Below are 18,200 nucleotides of genomic sequence, written 5' to 3'. Positions count from 1 at the left end.
GCAGGCCAAAACGGCCTGCCAATTTTTTTACTACCAGTTTCTCACGTCGACGAAGTGGCCTTCGAGCGCTGCAGCCGCTGCCATGATCGGCGAGACGAGGTGCGTGCGGCCCTTATAGCCTTGGCGGCCTTCGAAGTTGCGGTTCGATGTCGAGGCGCAACGCTGGCCCGGCTTCAGCTGATCCGGGTTCATGCCGAGGCACATCGAGCAGCCCGGTTCGCGCCATTCGAATCCGGCATCCTTGAAGATCTTATCGAGGCCTTCGGCTTCCGCCTGCTCTTTGACGAGACCCGAACCTGGCACGATCATCGCGTACGCAAGGCGCGACGAGATCTTCTTGCCGTCGACGATCTTGGCCACGGCCCGCAAGTCTTCGATCCGGCCGTTCGTGCAGCTTCCGATCCACACGACGTCGAGCGGGATGTCGGTCATCTTCGTGCCGGGCGTCAGGCCCATGTATTCGAGCGCGCGCTGCATCGAGTTGCGCTTGTTCTCGTCATGCACGTCGGCGGGATTGGGAACGGAGGAAGCGACCGACGTCACGTCCTCGGGACTCGTACCCCAGGAAACGATCGGCGGCAGCTTGGCGGCGTCGAGGCGAACTTCGCGATCGAAGTGCGCGCCTTCATCCGTGCGCAGCGTTTCCCAGTATTCCATCGCCATGTCCCAGGCCGCGCCTTTGGGGGCCTTGGGACGATCCTTGAGGAAAGCGAAGGTTTTCTCGTCGGGCGCGATCATGCCGGCGCGGGCGCCGCCTTCGATCGACATGTTGCAGACCGTCATCCGGCCTTCCATCGAGAGCGCGCGAATGGCTTCGCCCGCGTACTCGATGACGGAGCCGGTGCCGCCTGCGGTGCCGATCTCGCCGATGATCGCCAAAGTGATGTCCTTGGCACCGACGCCGTGCGGGGCGACGCCGTCGACTGTCACCCGCATGTTCTTGGCTTTCTTCTGGATCAGCGTCTGCGTGGCGAGCACGTGCTCGACCTCGGAGGTGCCGATGCCGTGGGCCAATGCGCCGAACGCGCCATGCGTCGAGGTGTGGCTATCGCCGCAGACGATCGTGGTGCCGGGAAGGGTGAAGCCCTGCTCCGGACCGACGACGTGGACGATGCCCTGGCGCTTGTCGAGTTCGTTGAAGTATTGGATCCCGAAGTCGCGGGCGTTCATCGCCAGCGTCTCGACCTGGACGCGGCTTTGCTCGTCGGCGATGCCTTTGGAGCGGTCGGTGGTCGGGACGTTGTGATCGACGACGGCGAGCGTCTTTTCCGGCGCGCGCACCTTGCGGCCGGCCATGCGGAGTCCCTCGAAGGCCTGCGGGCTCGTGACTTCGTGGACGAGGTGGCGGTCGATATACAGGAGGCTCGTTCCGTCCGGCGACTGTTCAACTACGTGATCGTTGAAGATTTTATCGTACAGCGTTTTTGCCATGACTTCGTCGAGCCTTCGCGAACGGCGGATGAGGATGAATGAACCGGTTAGATAGCGTCTAGCGCCGGTTTCCGCAAATCAGTGCTCGTCGCAGCTGCGATAAGCTGACAAGGGCTCCATAGCGCTAGCCGGATCGCGATCTAGACCATCGCGATTAACGTCAGGTATTTCTGTTTTTCGAGATCTTCGAGACCAGGAAGTCCCGCAAGAGCTGGACTTTTTTCGAGGATTTAAGCTCTTCCGGGTAGGCAAAGACCATATTCAGCGAGGGCTGCTCGATCTCGGTCAGCACCGGAACAAGGTCGGTCTGCTCCTCGGTCAGGTAGTCCGGGATCATTCCGACGCCGATGCCAGCCCGGATCGCGTATTTGATCGCCACGACGCTGTTGACCCGGAGGGCGGCGTCGCGCATGGCCGAGCCGTTGCGGCCCGCCGTCTCGATCCAGGACATGGCGTCGAGATGCTGGGCAGACGGCCCCGTGTAGCCGATGACGCGGTGCTGATCGAGATCAGCGAGGCTTTTCGGCGCGCCGTATTTGCGGATGTATTGCGCGGATGCGAAGGCGCGGACGCGGCTTTCGAACAGGGGCCGCCGGATGAGGTCGGCCTGCTCGGGTTCGCGGGTCCAGATCGCCGCATCGGCGGCACGCATGCCGATATCGACCTGATCGTCGTTGAGGATCAGTTCGACACGGATTTCGGGATAAAGTTCGCCGAACTCGCGAAGGCGCGGCGTCAACCAGATCGTGCCGAAGCCGATCGGCGCCGTGATCCGGAGGTCGCCGGACGGCTTCGTCGTTGAATCGGACAGCAGAGTCTCGGCCGTTTGGAGCTTGGCAAAGACTTCCGCGACCGTCCGGTTCAGAAGCTCGCCCTGCTCGGTCAGCACGAGGCCGCGCGCATGGCGATGAAACAGCGTGACGCGAAGGTTCGCTTCCAGCGCTGAAATTTGCCGGCTGACGGCCGATTGGCTCATGTGGAGCTGTTCACCCGCATGGGTGAAGCTGCCAGCCTCGGCGGCCGCATGGAAGATGCGAAGCTTATCCCAATCCATAGTGGAAGCCTGCGAATGCAGTTGAGGGGCCATAGCATTTAGCTATGCACTGGACGCAATGCAACCGGTGCATGGCAGAATAGCAATTGCGCTAGTTAGCCGAGCGCCGTCTTGTCGCGCTTTTTCGCGTTCCAAACGGCGCCCGAAGCCTATTCGGCGGCGTCGGCCTGGTCTTCGACCTGGGTCAGGTAGCGTTCAGCCTCGAGGGCGGCCATGCACCCCATACCGGCGGCGGTCACGGCCTGGCGGAAGATTTCGTCTTTGACGTCACCCGCGGCGAACACGCCGGGAATGGCCGTCGCGGTCGAATCCGGCGCCGTGATCAGGTAGCCCGACGGGGTCATCTCAAGCTGCCCCTTGAAGAGCTCGGTCGCGGGCGCGTGGCCGATGGCGGTGAAAACGCCGTCGGCGGGCAGTTCCGACGTCATGCCGGTCTTGAGATTTTTGAGGACGATGCCCGTCACCGATTTCGGCGAATGCGTGCCGACGATTTCCTCGACGACGCTATCCCAGATGACATCGACCTTCGGATTCTTGAACAGCCGCTCTTGCAGAATCTTTTCTGCGCGCAGGAAATCGCGGCGATGGATAAGCGTCACCTTGCTGGCGAAGTTCGTGAGGAATATCGCTTCCTCGACGGCTGTGTTGCCACCGCCGACCACGACGACTTCCTTGCCTTTGTAGAAGAAGCCATCGCACGTCGCGCACGCCGACACGCCGTGGCCTTTGAAGTGCTCTTCCGAATGCAGCCCGAGCCAACGCGCCTGGGCGCCTGTCGCGATGATGAGCGCGTCGCACGTATAGGTATCGCCGCTATCGCCTTCGAGACGGATGGGGCGTGTGCGAAGTTCGACCTTGTTGATGTGGTCCATCACGATGTTCGTGCCGACGTGCTCGGCCTGCGCCTGCATCTGCTCCATCAGCCACGGACCCTGGATCGGATCGGCGAAGCCCGGATAGTTCTCGACGTCGGTCGTGATGGTCAGCTGGCCGCCGGGTTGCGAACCTTGGATGAGGGTCGGTGCGAGCATGGCGCGGGCAGCGTAAACCGCAGCCGTATATCCGGCGGGGCCCGAGCCTAGGATTATTACCTTCGCGTGATGCGGTTTTTTTGTCATGCTCTCAAATCTCCGGCCCGCTCGCAGTGCGGTCAGGGTTGCTAATTAGGGGGGCCGTCTACCAATCGTCAATGTCGCTGGGGATGGCGTCCCCGTTACGAGCGGAACTGCGGCACTCCGGCGCGGCACGTGCTAGATTCACGCAAAAATGCGGAGGGAAAAGGCGCGTGCAAGACATTAAGGCCACGCCGGCGCTGAGCATGCCTCAGCGGATTAAGGCCATTCTGATCGGTTCGTCGGGCAATCTGGTCGAGTGGTACGATTTCTACGTTTACACGGCTTTTTCGCTCTATTTCGCCAAAGCGTTCTTCCCCGAAGGCAACCAGACCGCGCAGCTTTTGAACACGGCGGCCATCTTCGCCGTCGGTTTTCTGATGCGTCCAATCGGAGCTTGGTTTTTCGGCCGTATGGCCGACCGCCATGGACGCCGTGTGGCGCTGACGACATCAGTGCTGCTGATGTGCTTCGGTTCGGCACTCATCACAGTTACTCCGGTCTATGCAACCATCGGTGTTGCGGCGCCGATCATTCTGCTTCTCTCGCGCATGATTCAGGGACTCAGTCTCGGCGGCGAATACGGCACCAGTGCTACCTATCTTTCGGAGATGGCGACATCCGAGCGCCGCGGGTTCTATTCGAGCTTTCAGTATGTGACGTTGATCGGCGGGCAGCTGGCTGCCATGTCGGTGCTGATCGTGCTTCAAAAGTTTGTGCTGACGCCGGCCGAGCTCGAAGCGTGGGGCTGGCGTATTCCGTTCGCCATCGGAGCGTTCCTCGCCGTCATCGCGTTCGTGATGCGCCGCGATCTCGTCGAGACGGAATCCTTCCGGACTGCGAAGTCCCATGAGGGCTCGATAGCGGCCCTGATGAGACATCCGAAGGAAGTCGCGATCGTCGTCGGGCTGACGCTCGGCGGCACGTTGGCGTTCTACACCTTCACGACCTACATGCAGAAATTCCTCGTCAACACGTCCGGCTTTTCGAAGGACACGGCGACGATGATCTCCGCGTCGGCGCTGTTGATCTACATGCTGCTGCAGCCAATCGTCGGTGCGCTGTCGGATGTCGTCGGCCGCCGTCCCGTGCTGATCACCTTTGGCGTGCTCGGAACACTCTGCACGGTGCCGATCCTTACCACGCTGCAAACGGTGAACGAGCCGCTGCACGCGTTTGCTCTGGTGATGGCGGGGCTAGCGATCGTCTCGTGCTACACGGCCATCAACGCGGTCGTCAAAGCGGAGCTATTTCCGACATCCGTTCGGGCGCTGGGCGTCGGCTTGCCGTACGCGATCACGGTTGCGATTTTCGGCGGCACGGCGGAATGGGTTGCGCTGTGGCTGAAGCAGTTGGGAAATGAGCACTATTTCTATTGGTATGTGTCGGGCTGCATCGCCGTCTCGCTCTGCGTCTATGCGACGATGCGAGATACGCGTTACGACAGCGCGATCGACAAAGCCAACCGGGCGTAGATCAGGCCCGACTCAGATCAAGCCCGACTTAGATCAGGCGCAGGGCCTTCAGGCTCGCGTGACCGTTGCGGCCGACGATGATGTGATCGTGCACGGCGACGCCGAGCGGCCGCGCCGCGTCGATGATCTGCTTGGTCATATCGATGTCGGCGCGCGACGGGGTCGGATCACCGGACGGATGATTGTGCACGAGGATGATGGCGCTCGCCGAGAGCTCGAGAGCGCGCTTCACGACCTCACGCACGTAGACAGGCGTGTGATCGACCGTGCCGTGCCCCTGCACTTCGTCGGCGATGAGCTGGTTCTTCTTGTCGAGAAAGAGGATGCGGAACTGTTCGCGCGTTTCGAAGCCCTGCACGAGGCGCAGATAATCGAGCACGCCGTTCCACGATGACAGCGCGGGCCGAGTGGCGATCTGACCTCGCGTCAGGCGCTCAGCGGCGGCCTTGATCAGCTTCAGTTCTTCGACGGCACGATCGCCGACGCCTTCGACTTCCTTCAACCGGTTGGCGGGCGCCGAAACCACATCGGCAAAGGAGCCGAATTTCGCGATCAGCCGCTTGGCGATCGGCTTCGTGTCGATCCGCGGAAAGGCGCGGAACAGGATCATTTCGAGAAGCTCGTAATCCGGTAGGGCGTCTGCGCCGCCGGTCTCAAAGCGCTCGCGCAGCCGGCGGCGGTGGCCCACCTTGTCGTCGGCTACCTTATCGCTGGCCACCTTTTCGCTGCGAGGGCGTTTCGCTTCGGCTTCGGGCGCGACGGTAAAAAAGGTCGATTGCTCGGCAGCGCTTGTCTTGTCGCGAAATCCATCGGAGCGCGACATCGACATTCACTCCATCAAGCGGCGGCGCGAACGCCGTAGGGTGGAAAGTGTAATCCGGCGGGACTTTCGGTGAAAATCTCGCAGCCGGTTTCGGTTACGCCAACCGTGTGCTCGAACTGGGCGGACAGCTCGCGGTCGCGCGTCACGGCGGTCCAACCGTCCGCCAGAATTTTCACGTGCGGCTTACCGAGGTTGATCATCGGTTCGATCGTGAACAGCATCCCCGGCTCAAGCACGGTGCCTTCGCCCGGCTCGCCGTAGTGCAGGATGTTCGGACGGTCGTGGAAAACGCGGCCGAGGCCGTGTCCGCAGAAGTCGCGGACGACGCTGCAGCGCTCGCCTTCGGCGAACCGCTGAATTGCGGCGCCGATGTCGCCCGTGGTGTTGCCCGGCTTTACGACCGCGATGCCGCGCATCAGGGATTCATAGGTGACGTGCATCAAGCGCTCGGATCGGCGCGAGACATCGCCGATGGCATACATGCGGCTCGTGTCGCCGTGCCAGCCATCGACGATCAGCGTGACGTCGATGTTGACAATATCGCCCGACTTCAGTGGCTTGTCGTTGGGCATGCCGTGGCAGACGACGTGATTGATCGACGTGCACGTTGCGTAGCGATAGCCGCGATAATTGAGCGTCGCGGGGATGGCGCCGTGGTCGAGCGCGAAGGAGAGCACCAGTTCGTCGATCGTCGCGGTCGTGACGCCCGGCTGGACGATGGGAACGAGCATATCGAGCGCTTCGGCTGCGAGCTTTCCAGCTTTGCGCATCGCGGCAAACGCGTCGGGGCCGTGCAGCGGAATCTTGCCGTCGCGGCTGGCCGTTTTCGATACTTCGATGTTGGACATATGACTCCACGCCACGTCAGACAGTGCTTACGCTTCTATATTTAGTGCGAAATGTTCGCCGGCAAAATACCTTGTGACACCGCGCGGCAATTCTAATGCAAAAAGCGCCGGAGAAATTCCCCGGCGCCTTTTAATTCGATAGCCACCATCAGCCGAGGCTGGGGTTAAGCTTTGGCTTCTTCAGCGGGGACTTCAGCGGCCGTCAGCTCAGCGAGAAGACGCTGTGCCTGTCCAACCCAGTCCTGCTTCTCGATCGCGCCCTTGAGGATCAAGGTCTCGTCGATGTTGGCGATATCTTCGTCCGAAAGGTTGGCGATCTGCTCCACCTTGTAGCAGTTGAGCTGCTTCAGGCGGTTCTGCAGGTCGATATCGATCCCCTTGATCTGCGTCAGATCCTCGGCCTCGCCCTTCGGCTTCTTGAAGCCCTTCCAGGCGGCGTTCAGGCGGCGAGCGCGTGCGTCCGTACGTTCGAAAATACGGGCGGCTTTGCCGCGGCGGCCGCGGAGGTAATAGAGCTTGGCGCGGCGGACTTTGCCGCGGCGCACGACTTCGATCTCGCCGATGTAGGGCGAATAGACCGGGAATACGCGCTCAACGCCTTCGCCATAGGAGATCTTGCGGACGGTGAAGTTCTCGTTGATGCCGGCGCCCGAACGCGCGATCACGACGCCTTCATAAGCCTGGAAGCGGACGGTCGGCACTTTGACGGCGTTCTTCTTCTTCTTGTCCTTGGGGTCATCGACGGTCTCGACGACCTTGACCATGACCTTGACGGTGTCGCCGGGGCCGAATTCGGGGACGCCACGCTTCGCGAGGACGGCGTCCATCTGCTCGCGCTCGAGCTGCTGGATGATGTTCATCTTATTGATTCCATTTCGTTTTTTGATGACGCAGAGGATCGACTTGGCGTCCATCAGGACCCGAGCCGGTCATGCAACCCATAAGGGCAACCCGTTTGAGGGAATTGTTGTTGGCCGGGTGATAGCGGAAGAGGCTGGTTTTGTCGAGTGGGCCCAAGCCCATATCGCGGCCTCGAGCTGGCGCTGCGTCAAAGGTTCCGGGTCGCGGCCGCTGACCGGTGCCACGGCCCCTGTCATGGCGGGAACAGCGGCGGCGCTGACGAAGGCCCACAGAGATGGCGATCCAACTCATCTCAAAGGGAGAGATGCCGCCATGTTCACCGCAGAGACTATCTTTTATTGCGTCAGCGCGACGCTGATTTCGGCTTTTATCATCTATAGCGTTGTTTACGGCTTCGATGCCGGGAGCAGCACGCCTACGACGCCGCCGGCGAACCCTCCGATGACTAGTGTGGAGCGCGCCGAGAGGAGGCGCGACGCCGCCGCAAACCTCATCAACATCGTGCTCTTGCTCGCAGCCATGATGAAGATTGTGAGCCATCTCGGTTGGGTTGCCGTGAGTTGGAAGGCCGTTCTTGTTCCGGTTCTCGTGATACCGCTTCTGCTTTCGATTGGCGTCTACCTGAAAGCGCAATGGGATGTGAAGCGCGCGAACGCGGCAGCGGATGCCGGGCTGGCCGCCTAGGGGGAGCCCAGGTCGTCGCCCGCGCAATTTGGTCGGTTTGCCACACTGCAACAAGCGTCGTGAGCGGACGCGGCCCGAAAACCCTCTGACTCTGTTATGATTCGCGTCGAATCACACTCGGAGGCGCGGAATGGCCGAATGTCCGCTCGTCATTATCAGGTGGCTCGACAGCAGGCAGCCTTGCGGCCAGTGGCGCTATCTTTCGGCACTGCCCGATGCGCGGCCAGTGGAAGTCGCGAGTGTCGGTTGGCTCGTCAAGGATACGGCGGACGTCAAGGTCGTCTGCCAGAACGTCGGCGATCTCGAGCACCCTGAAAAAGCGCAAGCGAGCGGGATCATGACGATACCCACTCGCTGCGTCCTTTCGATCGAAAGGCTGACGGAAGACGAAAGCAGACCTAACGCTTCTGCTGACTTTGCGACTGAGGGTTCGACTGATTTTGTTGGTTCTGAGCGCTTTGCTGCGATTTCTGATGATCTGAAGCTTGTGTCAGAACAGATGCGGCGAGCTCTTTAATTTCATCGGCATTCAGCGACTGAGGGTTCTGCAATGCCTTCGAGGCAATCGCACTCACGCGCGCAGATGTTTTCTCATTCTGTGCCATGTCGATACTCACTTTCTCTCAAATTGAGGAACGACTTTCTTGCACAGGCAACTGACCACGTTAGCGTCAGCGAGTCCCGTTACGCTACGAAGTTATCCACGGCTTAGTGCGTACACGGTATATCTTTCCGGCCGATGCCGAGCGCGCTGATTTGTTCAGCGTAGGCAATTGCTTGCCGCATTGATTGCAGGCTGATCTTTGATCAGTTCGCCAGATGGGATCTCAGTAGCTGAGGCCGAAGGCGTTGCCGATCATGTCGCCGACGCTTGCGTTCTTCTTCTTCTTGGAAGTCGGGCCGTACGCACCGTAATCGTTTTCGAGGTTCTGTCCGCGCGCGGCGACGGCGGACGGGTCGAATGAAGGCTCGACCGGCGCCAAGTGATCGCGGCCCTTATTGATCTTATTCCATTGGCCATCGAGCGCCTGCGTGACGCGTTTCTCGTGACCGTAGACGTCGCGGAAGGTTTTCAGCTTGCCGTCTTCGCCAACCCACGCCGTGAAATAGACGAGGTGGATCGGAATTTCCTTCGTGATCGGAATCTCGTTGTTGAGCGCGCCCGCCCGGTCGAGTTCGGCGATCTTGCTGGCGTCCCAGCCCTTGTCTTCCTTGAGAATAAGCTCTGCCAACTGCATCGGTTTCCAGACCCGCAGACAGCCATGGCTCAGCGTTCGCTGCGCCGGTTTGAACATCCACTTGTCGGGCGTGTCGTGCATGTAGATCGTGTGCTGACTTGGGAACGAGAACTTGACGTGGCCGAGCACGCTCTTCGGGCCCGGCGGCTGCACCACGTCATAGTTGCGGATGTCCGTCGTCGCCCAGTTGATGCTGCGGTAGTCGACGGGGCGCTGGCCGTCTTTGGTCACGATCTGCAAGCCGTACTGACGCATCATGCCGCCGCCCCGGATGAGGTTCGGCCAAAGCTCGTTGACCATGATGCTTTCGGGGACGCGCCAGGCCGGGCGGAGTACGACGAATTTCAAGGGACGCGAAAATATCGTCGTCTGCTTGTCGAGGAGACCGACGACGATCTTCTCCGAGCGGATGATTTGGCCGTCCTTGTAGACGTACTGCATGTACTCGGGGATGTTGTTCAGGACGTAGAAATCGCCCATGTTGGTCCACATCCAGCGCCACATCTCCATGTTGGTGCGGATGCGCTTGGCGTCGGGGCTGAGCTTGCCCGGTTTGCCGTCTTTGGGCAGCATCGTCAGATAAACTTGGCGCAGTTTTTCGAATTGCGGCTGCTGCGGCTGAAGGCTGCGCAGGTAGGCGTCGGGCTCGTGCGTCGCTGCGAGCGCTTCGATGACGATCTTGGGTTCGATCCATTGCGGACGCCGGTCGAAGTTCGTCGTCAGCATTTCGGAGGGATCGGGAATGCGGCCGCCGCGCGCGTCGCGGGCGTAAAGAAGAGCAGCCCTCGAATATTCGATTTCGGCTTCGGCGAGCGAGTCCGTGTCGGTTGCGGTCAGTGCGCCTTCGTTGAGCGCGGGAAGCTTGAGCCTCCCCGGATCGAGACCGTACGCCCAGGCATTCTCGATTTCGGCTGCGAGCGTCTTGGCTTCAGGCTTGACGCCGGCTGCCGTCACCCAGAGCGCCTCTCCGTCGCGGGCCGCGTAGAAATCGATGAGCGCGGTTTGGTCCTTGCGGTCGCGGTCTTCCTCCGCCGCCGGGCCGGCGGCGAGCTTGCTGCGCACGGCCATCAGAACGGCGTCGTCGTGCACTTCGGGGGGCTGGACTTCGGGCGCTGCCGCAGGCTCGATAACAGCGGTCGAGGGGGGTAATGCGGTCGCGGGCGGCGAAACATCTTCTGCAAACGCCGGATATGCAACCAGCGTCCCGGCGATCAGCATTCCGCCGGCAAGCGTCAGGCGCGGCAGAGCAAGCAGAAGGTTCTTGAAACTCTTCATCCCCGTCTCTCAATTGGCAACGCGCACGTGGCCTCGAGCCCTGTTCGCGATATGCCGTGAAGCCGCCGCGAATCTTCTTCCTCCGTATTTGCCCAAGAAATCCTGGCCATGCAAAGGCGAAGCGCCTCGCGCTGTCACTTTGAGGTTCGGGTGGTACGCAAGAGATCGGGGCGACGGTCCGCCGTCAGCTGCTCGCTCTGCCGCCGCCGCCACTCCGCGACTTTCTTGTGGTCGCCCGAGAGGAGAATGTCCGGGATCGAGAGGCCCTCCCAATCACGCGGCTTCGTGTACTGCGGGTATTCGAGGAGGCCGGTTTCGAAGCTTTCGCTCGCGAGGCTTTCGGCGCCGCCGAGGACGCCCGGCAGAAGCCGGACGCAGGCTTCGATGAGGACCATCGCGGCCAGCTCGCCGCCAGCGAGAACATAGTCGCCGATCGAAATTTCCTTGAGGCCTTTGTCGTCGATCACGCGCTGATCGATGCCTTCGAAGCGGCCGGCTAGCAAGGTCACGCCCGGTCCTTCGGAAAGATCTCGGGCCAAACTCTGCGTCAGCGGCGTGCCGCGCGGCGATAGATAGATGAGCGGCGAATCCGGCGAGATGGTTTTTGCGTGATCGAGCGCGGGGCCCAGAACATCGGCGCGCAGCACCATACCCGCCCCGCCGCCTGCGGGCGTGTCGTCCACCTGGCGGTGCCGGCCGAGGCCGAAGTCGCGGATCTGCAATGTATCGAGGGACCAGATGTTCGCTGCCCGGGCTTGGCCGAGGAGCGAGACATCAAGCGGTCCCGGAAACATCTCCGGGAACAATGTCAGGACGAGTGCCCGCCATGCCGGCCGTCCATCATTGGCGGGAAAGTGAGCCATGGCGGGGTTATCTCACGATTTAGGTCATCCCGGATGTTTCTCCGGGATGAGAAGTGCAGCTAGTCGCGGACGGCGATCAGACGCCTTCGACGATCGTCATGTCGAGCGTTCCGGCGCCCTGGCGAAGCACCTTCGCTTCCGCATATTCGGGCGACGTCGCGTAACTGCGCGCGTGCTCGTAGCTCGGAAACTCGAGGATGACGTTGCGCGGGGTTCCGTTGCCTTCGACGATTTCGCTCTTGCCGCCGCGCGCAATGGGCTTGCCTTCGTACTTTTCGAGCGCGATTTTCGATTTCGCCACGTACTCCGCCCATTTCTCGGGGTTCGTGATTGTGGCGTGGGCGATGACGTATCCCTTCGGCATTGCAATCTCTTTCTTGGAGTTTCGGGCCTGGAAGTTGGGGCCTGGAAGTTTGGGCCGTAAAGTCTGGCGCTGATTGTCAGGCGAGGAGCCATAGCCGGACCGGCACCATTTGGGCAACTGGACTCGTTGTTGGGTAAGGCGCGGGAGGCCGAAGCCCGTCAGCGCTTCAGGATGGGCTGCATGGCGCCGAGCGCTGCGTCGCTTTCGTTTTGAGAGGGTTTGGCGGGCCGCGCGCTCGGAGTGGCGCTGTCGGTGCCCCATGCGAACACCGCGCCCGAGACCGGTGATGTCCAGCCGAAGCTTGCCTCGGCCGATTTCAGTTTGGGGCCTTGGGCTTCGAGGCGCGGATCGGCTTTGACGAGACGCTTGGACGACCGCGGCGACAGTGGCGCAATGCGCTTTCCGATGACCGTCGGGCAGTCGGCATTGGGATCGTTGCCGACGGGCGTCAGGGCATTGACGACGTAGCGCTTGCCGCACATTCCAATCTTCGGCGGTTCGCGGGTTCGCGCGAAATCGTCGAAGGCTTCCCGCAGAGGCTTCCAGGTGGCCCGCGCCTCGTTCTCGGCATGGCGCTTCATGTTCTCGGCCGTCATGCGAAACGGGAAAACATGGATCGGAATGCTGGGTTCGCCCGCGTTCAGCGCGTCGCGCACGAATGCGTAAATTTCTTCGATGTATTTGTCGGACATCGCGAAGCAGCCGACGCTTCGGCAATCGCCGTGGACCATGATGTAATTGCCGGTCCGGCCGAGCGCGCGGTCGAGGGCGTTCGGATAGCCGATGTTGAAGGCGAGATGGTATTTGCTGTCCGGCTTCAGCCCTTCAGGCGTCACGCGGTAGAAGCCTTCGGGCGACATGCTATCGCCCATCACGCGTTTGGGTCCGAGCGTGCCGCCCCAGTTGCAGACGGGGAATGTTTTGACGAGGGCATAGCGGCCGTTCGGGCGGGCCTTCCACACCTCGAGTTCCGATTCCTCCTTGAAGACGCGGATATAGACCGGCGCTTCCGGCACGATCTCTTTCATGATTAGGGCGGCTTCGACGGCGGACGGCAGCGGCTTTTCGGCTGCGGCTTCGTCGGCGCGGGCATGCCTCTGCATCACGGCCGATCCGGCGACAACGACCATTGCGGCAAGCAACAGGGCCTGCTTGGTCAAATGCCAACGCCAACGCATCACGCTTTAAAAACCCCGCCTACTCTTACCCGTGGGCTGCCTCAGCTAATCCCCGGGACGGTTAAGGGTGGGTAAACCCGGAGTATGGGCTCGGCGTGGTGAGAGATGGGCGATGCTGTGGCAAGGCCATGATCGGCCATAGGAATTAGGCGAGATGTTTAAGCCGCTGCGATATGCGCGAGGAACGTCTCGGCCGCCGCTTTCGGATCGCCTGCGGCGTTGATCGGACGGCCGACGACGAGGTGGTTGGCGCCAAAACGAAGCGCTTCTTCGGGCGTCGTGATACGGCTCTGATCGCCGGTCTCGGCGCCCGGCAGCCGAATGCCCGGCGTGACAATCAGGAACTTCGGGCCGGTCTCGGCGCGGACGGCGGCGGCTTCTTGGCCCGAGGCGATCACACCGTCGAAGCCCGCGTTTTCCGCCATGCGCGCACGTCCGACGACCAAGCCGCCCGGCGTTGCCACAATACCCTGCTCGTCGAGGTCGGATTGATCTAGGTTCGTCAGCACGGTGACGGCGAGCAGCTTCAGATCGGAGCCGCCACGTCCGCGGACGGCTGCCGTCATCGTCTTCGTATCGTGGCCGTGCACCGTGACGAAATCGACGCCGAGTTTTGCCGCGGCGGCGACGGCGTGCTCGACCGTATTGCCGATGTCGAGAAACTTCAGGTCGAGAAAGACGCGCTTGCCCTCGCGCTTCAATTCCTGGGCCAACGCCAGGCCGTCGGCGAACAGAAGCTCAAGTCCGATCTTGTAGAAACTCACGGTGTCGCCCAGGCGATCGACCAGGGCGCGCGCCTCTTCATAGGCGGGCAGGTCGAGAGCGACGATCAGTTTGTCCCGGGTGGCGCGGTCGATCATTTTTTTGCTCAGCCGTGGAGCACGCGGGCGGCGCGTGCGAGTTTCTGGATGACCGACTTCAGCTGCTCGGTCTGGTCCTTGTTCTTCAAGTGGCCGTGGTCGTCGAAGGCTTCGCGCGCCCGGGGCAGGGCGAACTGCTCAGGGAGTACCAAGGCTCCGGTTCCGAGTTCGAGCACGGYGCGGATCTGGATCAGACCGCGAAGGCCACCGAGACCGCCTCCCGAAGCCGAAGCAAGCGCAAAGACGCGGGTCTTGAAGACCTCGAGCGGCGCTTCTCCGTCGTCGCGGATGTGACTGATCCAGTCGATGGTGTTCTTGAGGAGCGGCGAGAACGAGGCGTTGTACTCGGGGCTGACGATGAAAATGCCGGTGTGGGCCCTCATCAAGTTCTTGAGCTTGTGAGCGTTCTCGGGCTGGCCTTCGTCCGCTTCAAGATCGCCGTGATAGATCGGCATCGGATAGTCGGCGAGGTCGGCGAACGTCGAGGGGATGGAGTTGGCATCGGCAATCATGGCGCCGAGCTTCGCCAACCGTTTGTTGAACGAGCCCATACGTGCGCTGCCCGCGAAGAAGAGCAGTCGCGGATCTTTGGCGGCAGCGTCAGTCATGGGGTGTCAGTCCTGGGCGGTCGATATCCGGCAAAAAAGCAGCTGATCAGCCGCTCTTCCCTTCGAAGAATTCCTTGACGCGAGAAAAGAAGCCGGCGCTCTCGGGGCTTGTTTCTTTGTGACTCGCGCGCTCGAATTCCTCGAGCAGTTCACGCTGTTTGCGCGTCAGGTTCTTCGGGGTCTCGACATCGACCTCGATGTACATGTCGCCGGAGACCTTCGAGCGGAGCACCGGCATGCCCTTGCCGCGGAGGCGGAACTGCTTGCGGCTTTCAGTACCTTCCGGGATCTTGACGCGCGTGGTGGTGCCTTCGAGCGTCGGCACATCGATCTGGCCGCCGAGCGCGGCAGTCGTCATCGCGATCGGCACCTTGCAGAAAATGTCGGCGCCATCGCGCTGGAAGAACTCGTGGGGCTTGATCGACAGGAAGATGTAAAGATCGCCCGGCGCGCCGCCTCTGAGGCCGGCTTCGCCTTCGCCTGCGAGGCGGATGCGCGTGCCATCTTCGACGCCGGCCGGGATGTTCACCGATAGCGTGCGTTCTTTCTGGACGCGGCCCGATCCGGCGCAGTCGGCGCAGGGGTCGTCGATCATCTCGCCGCGGCCCTGACAGTGCGGGCAGGTGCGTTCGATCGTGAAGAAGCCCTGGCTGGCGCGGACTTTACCCATGCCGCCGCAGGTCGTGCAGGTTTTGGCTTTCGTTCCGGGTTTGGCGCCCGCGCCTGAGCACGTTTCGCATTTGACGCTTGCCGGGACGCGGATTTGCGCGGTCTTGCCGGCGTAGGCTTCGGCGAGCGTGATTTCGAGGTTGTAGCGAAGGTCGGCGCCTGCTTCGCGGCCTGTTCGCGATCGGCCGCCCCCGCCGCCTTGGCCTCGCCTGCCGCCCATGAACTCGCCGAACAGATCGTCGAAGATGTCCGACATCGAGGAGGCGAAGTCAGGGCCAAAGCCCGGACCGCCGCGGGCTCCCATTCCCCCTTCGAACGCCGCATGACCAAATTGATCGTAGGCGGCGCGTTTCTGGGGATCCTTCAGGGCTTCGTAGGCCTCATTCAGCTCCTTGAAGCGGCGCTCCGCTTCCTTGTCCCCCGCGTTCCGGTCGGGGTGACATTCCTTTGCGAGGGTACGATAGGAGGATTTAAGCTCAATATCGGTGGCGCTCCGCTTGACGCCGAGGATTTCATAATAATCGCGCTTAGCCATGATGCGCTGTTCTATGACCCGTTAGGTGAAATGTTGCTGGTCGGCGAATGGTCGCAACGATTACTCGCGTCTTTATCTCAATTTTTCGCCCCCAGACCAGACCGGCCCTCCATTCGGGGAGGGGCCGGGGGGTCCGAGGGCGATTTCGAGTTCGACTCTTAAGCCGATTTCTTCTTGTCGTCTTTGACTTCTTCGAAGTCGGCGTCGACGACATCGTCGCCGCTATCCGACTTCTTCTCGGCAGAGGGTTCGCCACCCTCGACGCCTTCAGCACCGCCCTTGGCGGTGTAGACGGCTTCGCCGATCTTCATCGCGACCTGGGTGAGTGCCGTTGACGCGGAGCGGATGGCTTCGACGTCTTCACCGGCAATCGCCGTCTTGGCGGCGGCAATTGCGGCTTCCACGTCGCCCTTGATCGCGGCGACTGCCGGGATCGAGCTGTTCTCGGTGAGAGACTTCTCGGTGCCGTGGATGAGCGCTTCCGTCTGGTTGCGCACTTCGACGAGCTCGCGACGCTGCTTGTCTTCGGCAGCATGAGCCTCGGCGTCCTTGACCATCTTGTCGATGTCGGCATCGGAAAGACCGCCCGACGCCTGGATGCGGATCGACTGCTCCTTGCCGGTTGCCTTGTCCTTCGCCGAGACATGAACAATGCCGTTGGCGTCGATATCGAAGGTGACTTCGATCTGCGGAACGCCGCGCGGCGCCGGCGGAATGCCGACGAGATCGAACTGGCCGAGCAGCTTGTTGTCGGCCGCCATCTCGCGTTCACCCTGGAATACGCGAATGGTCACGGCGCCCTGGCTGTCTTCTGCCGTCGAGAAGGTCTGGCTCTTCTTGGTCGGGATCGTCGTGTTGCGATCGATCAGACGCGTGAAGACGCCGCCCAACGTTTCGATGCCGAGCGACAGCGGCGTCACGTCGAGCAACAGAACGTCCTTGACCTCGCCCTGCAGAACGCCGCCCTGAATCGCAGCACCAATGGCCACGACTTCATCCGGGTTGACGCCCTTATGCGGTTCCTTGCCGAAGAGCGCTTTCACGACTTCCTGGACCTTCGGCATGCGCGTCATGCCGCCGACGAGAACGACTTCATCGATCTCGGCAGCCTTCAGGCCAGCGTCCTTCAATGCCTTTTCGCAAGGCGCTTTCGTGCGGTCGATGAGGCCGCCGACGAGGCTTTCGAGCTTGGCGCGCGTCAGCTTCATCGTGAGATGCTTCGGACCCGACGCATCGGCCGTGATGAAGGGCAGGTTGATTTCGGTCTGCGGAGCGCTGGACAGCTCGATCTTGGCCTTTTCAGCAGCTTCCTTGAGGCGCTGAAGGGCGAGCTTGTCGGAGCGAAGATCGATGCCCTGCTCTTTCTTGAACTCGTCGGCCAAGTAGGAGACGAGCAGCATGTCGAAGTCTTCGCCGCCAAGGTGCGTGTCGCCGTTCGTCGACTTCACTTCGAAGACGCCGTCGCCGATTTCGAGAATGGAGACGTCGAAGGTGCCGCCGCCGAGGTCGTAAACCGCGATCGTCTTGGCTTCCTTCTTCTTGTCGAGGCCGTAGGCGAGTGCGGCTGCCGTCGGCTCGTTGATGATGCGGAGAACTTCAAGACCCGCAATGCGGCCAGCGTCTTTCGTCGCCTGGCGCTGGGCGTCGTTGAAGTAGGCCGGAACGGTGATGACCGCCTGCGTAACCTTCTCGCCGAGCTTGGCTTCGGCGGTCTCTTTCATCTTCTGAAGGATGAAAGCCGAGATCTGCTGAGGTGAGTACTGTTTGCCGTGGCTTTCAACCCAGGCGTCGCCGTTCGGGCCCTTGATGATATGAAAGGGGACGAGCTTGACGTCCTTCTGCACGTCGGCATCGTCGAAGCGACGGCCGATCAGGCGCTTGATCGCAAAAAAGGTGTTCGTCGGGTTGGTCACGGCCTGGCGCTTGGCCGGCAGACCGACGAGGCGTTCGTCATCGGCGGTAAATGCAACAACAGAAGGCGTCGTATTTGCGCCTTCGGAATTCTCAAGAACCTTCGGCTTTCCGCCTTCCATGACGGAGACGCACGAGTTGGTCGTGCCGAGGTCGATACCGATTACTTTAGCCATTCTAGTCAATCCTTCTTAGTTGCGGCAGACCGGGTGGACCCTGTTTGGCATCCGTCGTGCTCCCCAACGAGAGGTTAGAGGCACCGGTCCCCAGGATTTCAATTGCGTAACCGACGGTTATATAGGGGCCTGTTTTGGGGGTGCAACGCTTCTTCCACCCGTTACAGATCACTTTCTAGCCTTTTCAGTTACACGATTGCGGTCGGCACGGGTCTGGTAAAAAGCATCTATTTTC

The 18,200-nt window shown here is 61.4% G+C and carries 17 protein-coding genes; 3 read left to right on the top strand and 14 right to left on the bottom strand.

What is annotated here, in order from left to right:
• Positions 1–30 precede the first annotated feature (30 nt).
• From leuC to trxB, 3 genes are all read right to left on the bottom strand, one after another.
• Complete coding sequence (gene leuC, locus AC1DK3_RS15425; protein ID WP_477193138.1) at positions 31–1,431, bottom strand: 3-isopropylmalate dehydratase large subunit; 1,401 nt, start codon at positions 1,429–1,431, stop codon at positions 31–33.
• A gap of 160 nt (positions 1,432–1,591) precedes the next feature.
• Positions 1,592–2,485 (bottom strand): LysR family transcriptional regulator, encoded by an 894-nt coding sequence (locus AC1DK3_RS15420; RefSeq protein ID WP_477193137.1) that lies wholly within the window; start codon positions 2,483–2,485, stop codon positions 1,592–1,594.
• 149 nt (positions 2,486–2,634) lie between these two features.
• Positions 2,635–3,603, bottom strand: coding sequence for a thioredoxin-disulfide reductase (gene trxB / locus AC1DK3_RS15415; protein ID WP_477193136.1), 969 nt, complete (start codon positions 3,601–3,603; stop codon positions 2,635–2,637).
• A gap of 200 nt (positions 3,604–3,803) precedes the next feature.
• On the opposite strand from trxB, the gene AC1DK3_RS15410 reads away from it, so the two are divergent.
• Positions 3,804–5,072, top strand: coding sequence for an MFS transporter (locus tag AC1DK3_RS15410; RefSeq protein ID WP_477193419.1), 1,269 nt, complete (start codon positions 3,804–3,806; stop codon positions 5,070–5,072).
• 28 nt (positions 5,073–5,100) lie between these two features.
• Here AC1DK3_RS15410 and radC read toward each other — a convergent pair whose 3' ends face one another.
• The 3 genes from radC to rplS form a co-directional block, all read right to left on the bottom strand.
• Complete coding sequence (gene radC / locus AC1DK3_RS15405; protein ID WP_477193135.1) at positions 5,101–5,895, bottom strand: RadC family protein; 795 nt, start codon at positions 5,893–5,895, stop codon at positions 5,101–5,103.
• A gap of 14 nt (positions 5,896–5,909) precedes the next feature.
• Positions 5,910–6,743, bottom strand: coding sequence for a type I methionyl aminopeptidase (map, locus tag AC1DK3_RS15400; RefSeq protein ID WP_477193134.1), 834 nt, complete (start codon positions 6,741–6,743; stop codon positions 5,910–5,912).
• A 164-nt stretch (positions 6,744–6,907) separates the two neighbouring features.
• The gene (gene rplS / locus AC1DK3_RS15395) at positions 6,908–7,603 is read right to left on the bottom strand and encodes a 50S ribosomal protein L19 (protein ID WP_477193133.1); all 696 of its coding nucleotides are present in this window, start codon (positions 7,601–7,603) and stop codon (positions 6,908–6,910) included.
• 43 nt (positions 7,604–7,646) lie between these two features.
• Between rplS and AC1DK3_RS15390 the strand changes: the two genes are divergently transcribed.
• Both AC1DK3_RS15390 and AC1DK3_RS15385 read left to right on the top strand, forming a co-directional pair.
• A complete protein-coding gene (locus AC1DK3_RS15390) occupies positions 7,647–8,288 on the top strand; it encodes a hypothetical protein (RefSeq protein ID WP_477193132.1) in 642 nt (213 codons plus the stop codon).
• 130 nt (positions 8,289–8,418) lie between these two features.
• Entirely contained in the window at positions 8,419–8,805 is a 387-nt protein-coding gene (locus AC1DK3_RS15385) for a hypothetical protein (protein WP_477193131.1), read from the top strand.
• 310 nt (positions 8,806–9,115) lie between these two features.
• On the opposite strand, the gene AC1DK3_RS15380 is transcribed toward AC1DK3_RS15385, so the two are convergent.
• From AC1DK3_RS15380 to dnaK, 8 genes are all read right to left on the bottom strand, one after another.
• On the bottom strand, positions 9,116–10,801 hold the full coding sequence (locus tag AC1DK3_RS15380) for a L,D-transpeptidase scaffold domain-containing protein (RefSeq protein WP_477193130.1): 1,686 nt from the start codon (positions 10,799–10,801) through the stop codon (positions 9,116–9,118).
• 134 nt (positions 10,802–10,935) lie between these two features.
• Positions 10,936–11,664, bottom strand: a complete 729-nt coding sequence (trmD, locus tag AC1DK3_RS15375) for a tRNA (guanosine(37)-N1)-methyltransferase TrmD (RefSeq protein ID WP_477193129.1) — start codon at positions 11,662–11,664, stop codon at positions 10,936–10,938.
• A gap of 76 nt (positions 11,665–11,740) precedes the next feature.
• On the bottom strand, positions 11,741–12,028 hold the full coding sequence (locus tag AC1DK3_RS15370) for a DUF1330 domain-containing protein (RefSeq protein WP_092868854.1): 288 nt from the start codon (positions 12,026–12,028) through the stop codon (positions 11,741–11,743).
• A 158-nt stretch (positions 12,029–12,186) separates the two neighbouring features.
• Positions 12,187–13,206: a L,D-transpeptidase family protein gene (locus AC1DK3_RS15365; protein WP_477193418.1), complete on the bottom strand. Its 1,020-nt coding sequence runs from the start codon at positions 13,204–13,206 to the stop codon at positions 12,187–12,189.
• Between the two features lie 158 nt (positions 13,207–13,364).
• Positions 13,365–14,066 carry an orotidine-5'-phosphate decarboxylase gene (gene pyrF / locus AC1DK3_RS15360; protein ID WP_477193128.1) on the bottom strand — a complete coding sequence of 234 codons (702 nt, stop codon included), beginning with the start codon at positions 14,064–14,066 and terminating at the stop codon, positions 13,365–13,367.
• 8 nt (positions 14,067–14,074) lie between these two features.
• On the bottom strand, positions 14,075–14,674 hold the full coding sequence (locus AC1DK3_RS15355; protein WP_477193127.1) for an NADPH-dependent FMN reductase: 600 nt from the start codon (positions 14,672–14,674) through the stop codon (positions 14,075–14,077).
• A 46-nt stretch (positions 14,675–14,720) separates the two neighbouring features.
• On the bottom strand, positions 14,721–15,878 hold the full coding sequence (dnaJ, locus tag AC1DK3_RS15350; protein WP_477193126.1) for a molecular chaperone DnaJ: 1,158 nt from the start codon (positions 15,876–15,878) through the stop codon (positions 14,721–14,723).
• A 158-nt stretch (positions 15,879–16,036) separates the two neighbouring features.
• Positions 16,037–17,965 carry a molecular chaperone DnaK gene (gene dnaK / locus AC1DK3_RS15345; protein WP_477193125.1) on the bottom strand — a complete coding sequence of 643 codons (1,929 nt, stop codon included), beginning with the start codon at positions 17,963–17,965 and terminating at the stop codon, positions 16,037–16,039.
• Between the last annotated feature and the right edge of the window lie 235 nt (positions 17,966–18,200).

The organism is Hyphomicrobium sp. 01T421, assembly GCF_056398805.1.
The sequence above is the reverse complement of the archived record's forward strand: the minus strand, read 5'-3'. Positions and strand labels throughout refer to the sequence as shown.

Coding starts and splice junctions, on each gene's coding strand:
- leuC (WP_477193138.1), bottom strand. CDS start 1,431: ATGGCAAAAACGCTGTACGATAAAATCTTCAACGATCACGTAGTTGAA.
- AC1DK3_RS15420 (WP_477193137.1), bottom strand. CDS start 2,485: ATGGATTGGGATAAGCTTCGCATCTTCCATGCGGCCGCCGAGGCTGGC.
- trxB (WP_477193136.1), bottom strand. CDS start 3,603: ATGACAAAAAAACCGCATCACGCGAAGGTAATAATCCTAGGCTCGGGC.
- AC1DK3_RS15410 (WP_477193419.1), top strand. CDS start 3,804: ATGCCTCAGCGGATTAAGGCCATTCTGATCGGTTCGTCGGGCAATCTG.
- radC (WP_477193135.1), bottom strand. CDS start 5,895: ATGTCGCGCTCCGATGGATTTCGCGACAAGACAAGCGCTGCCGAGCAA.
- map (WP_477193134.1), bottom strand. CDS start 6,743: ATGTCCAACATCGAAGTATCGAAAACGGCCAGCCGCGACGGCAAGATT.
- rplS (WP_477193133.1), bottom strand. CDS start 7,603: ATGAACATCATCCAGCAGCTCGAGCGCGAGCAGATGGACGCCGTCCTC.
- AC1DK3_RS15385 (WP_477193131.1), top strand. CDS start 8,419: ATGGCCGAATGTCCGCTCGTCATTATCAGGTGGCTCGACAGCAGGCAG.
- AC1DK3_RS15380 (WP_477193130.1), bottom strand. CDS start 10,801: ATGAAGAGTTTCAAGAACCTTCTGCTTGCTCTGCCGCGCCTGACGCTT.
- trmD (WP_477193129.1), bottom strand. CDS start 11,664: ATGGCTCACTTTCCCGCCAATGATGGACGGCCGGCATGGCGGGCACTC.
- AC1DK3_RS15370 (WP_092868854.1), bottom strand. CDS start 12,028: ATGCCGAAGGGATACGTCATCGCCCACGCCACAATCACGAACCCCGAG.
- AC1DK3_RS15365 (WP_477193418.1), bottom strand. CDS start 13,206: ATGCGTTGGCGTTGGCATTTGACCAAGCAGGCCCTGTTGCTTGCCGCA.
- pyrF (WP_477193128.1), bottom strand. CDS start 14,066: ATGATCGACCGCGCCACCCGGGACAAACTGATCGTCGCTCTCGACCTG.
- dnaJ (WP_477193126.1), bottom strand. CDS start 15,878: ATGGCTAAGCGCGATTATTATGAAATCCTCGGCGTCAAGCGGAGCGCC.
- dnaK (WP_477193125.1), bottom strand. CDS start 17,965: ATGGCTAAAGTAATCGGTATCGACCTCGGCACGACCAACTCGTGCGTC.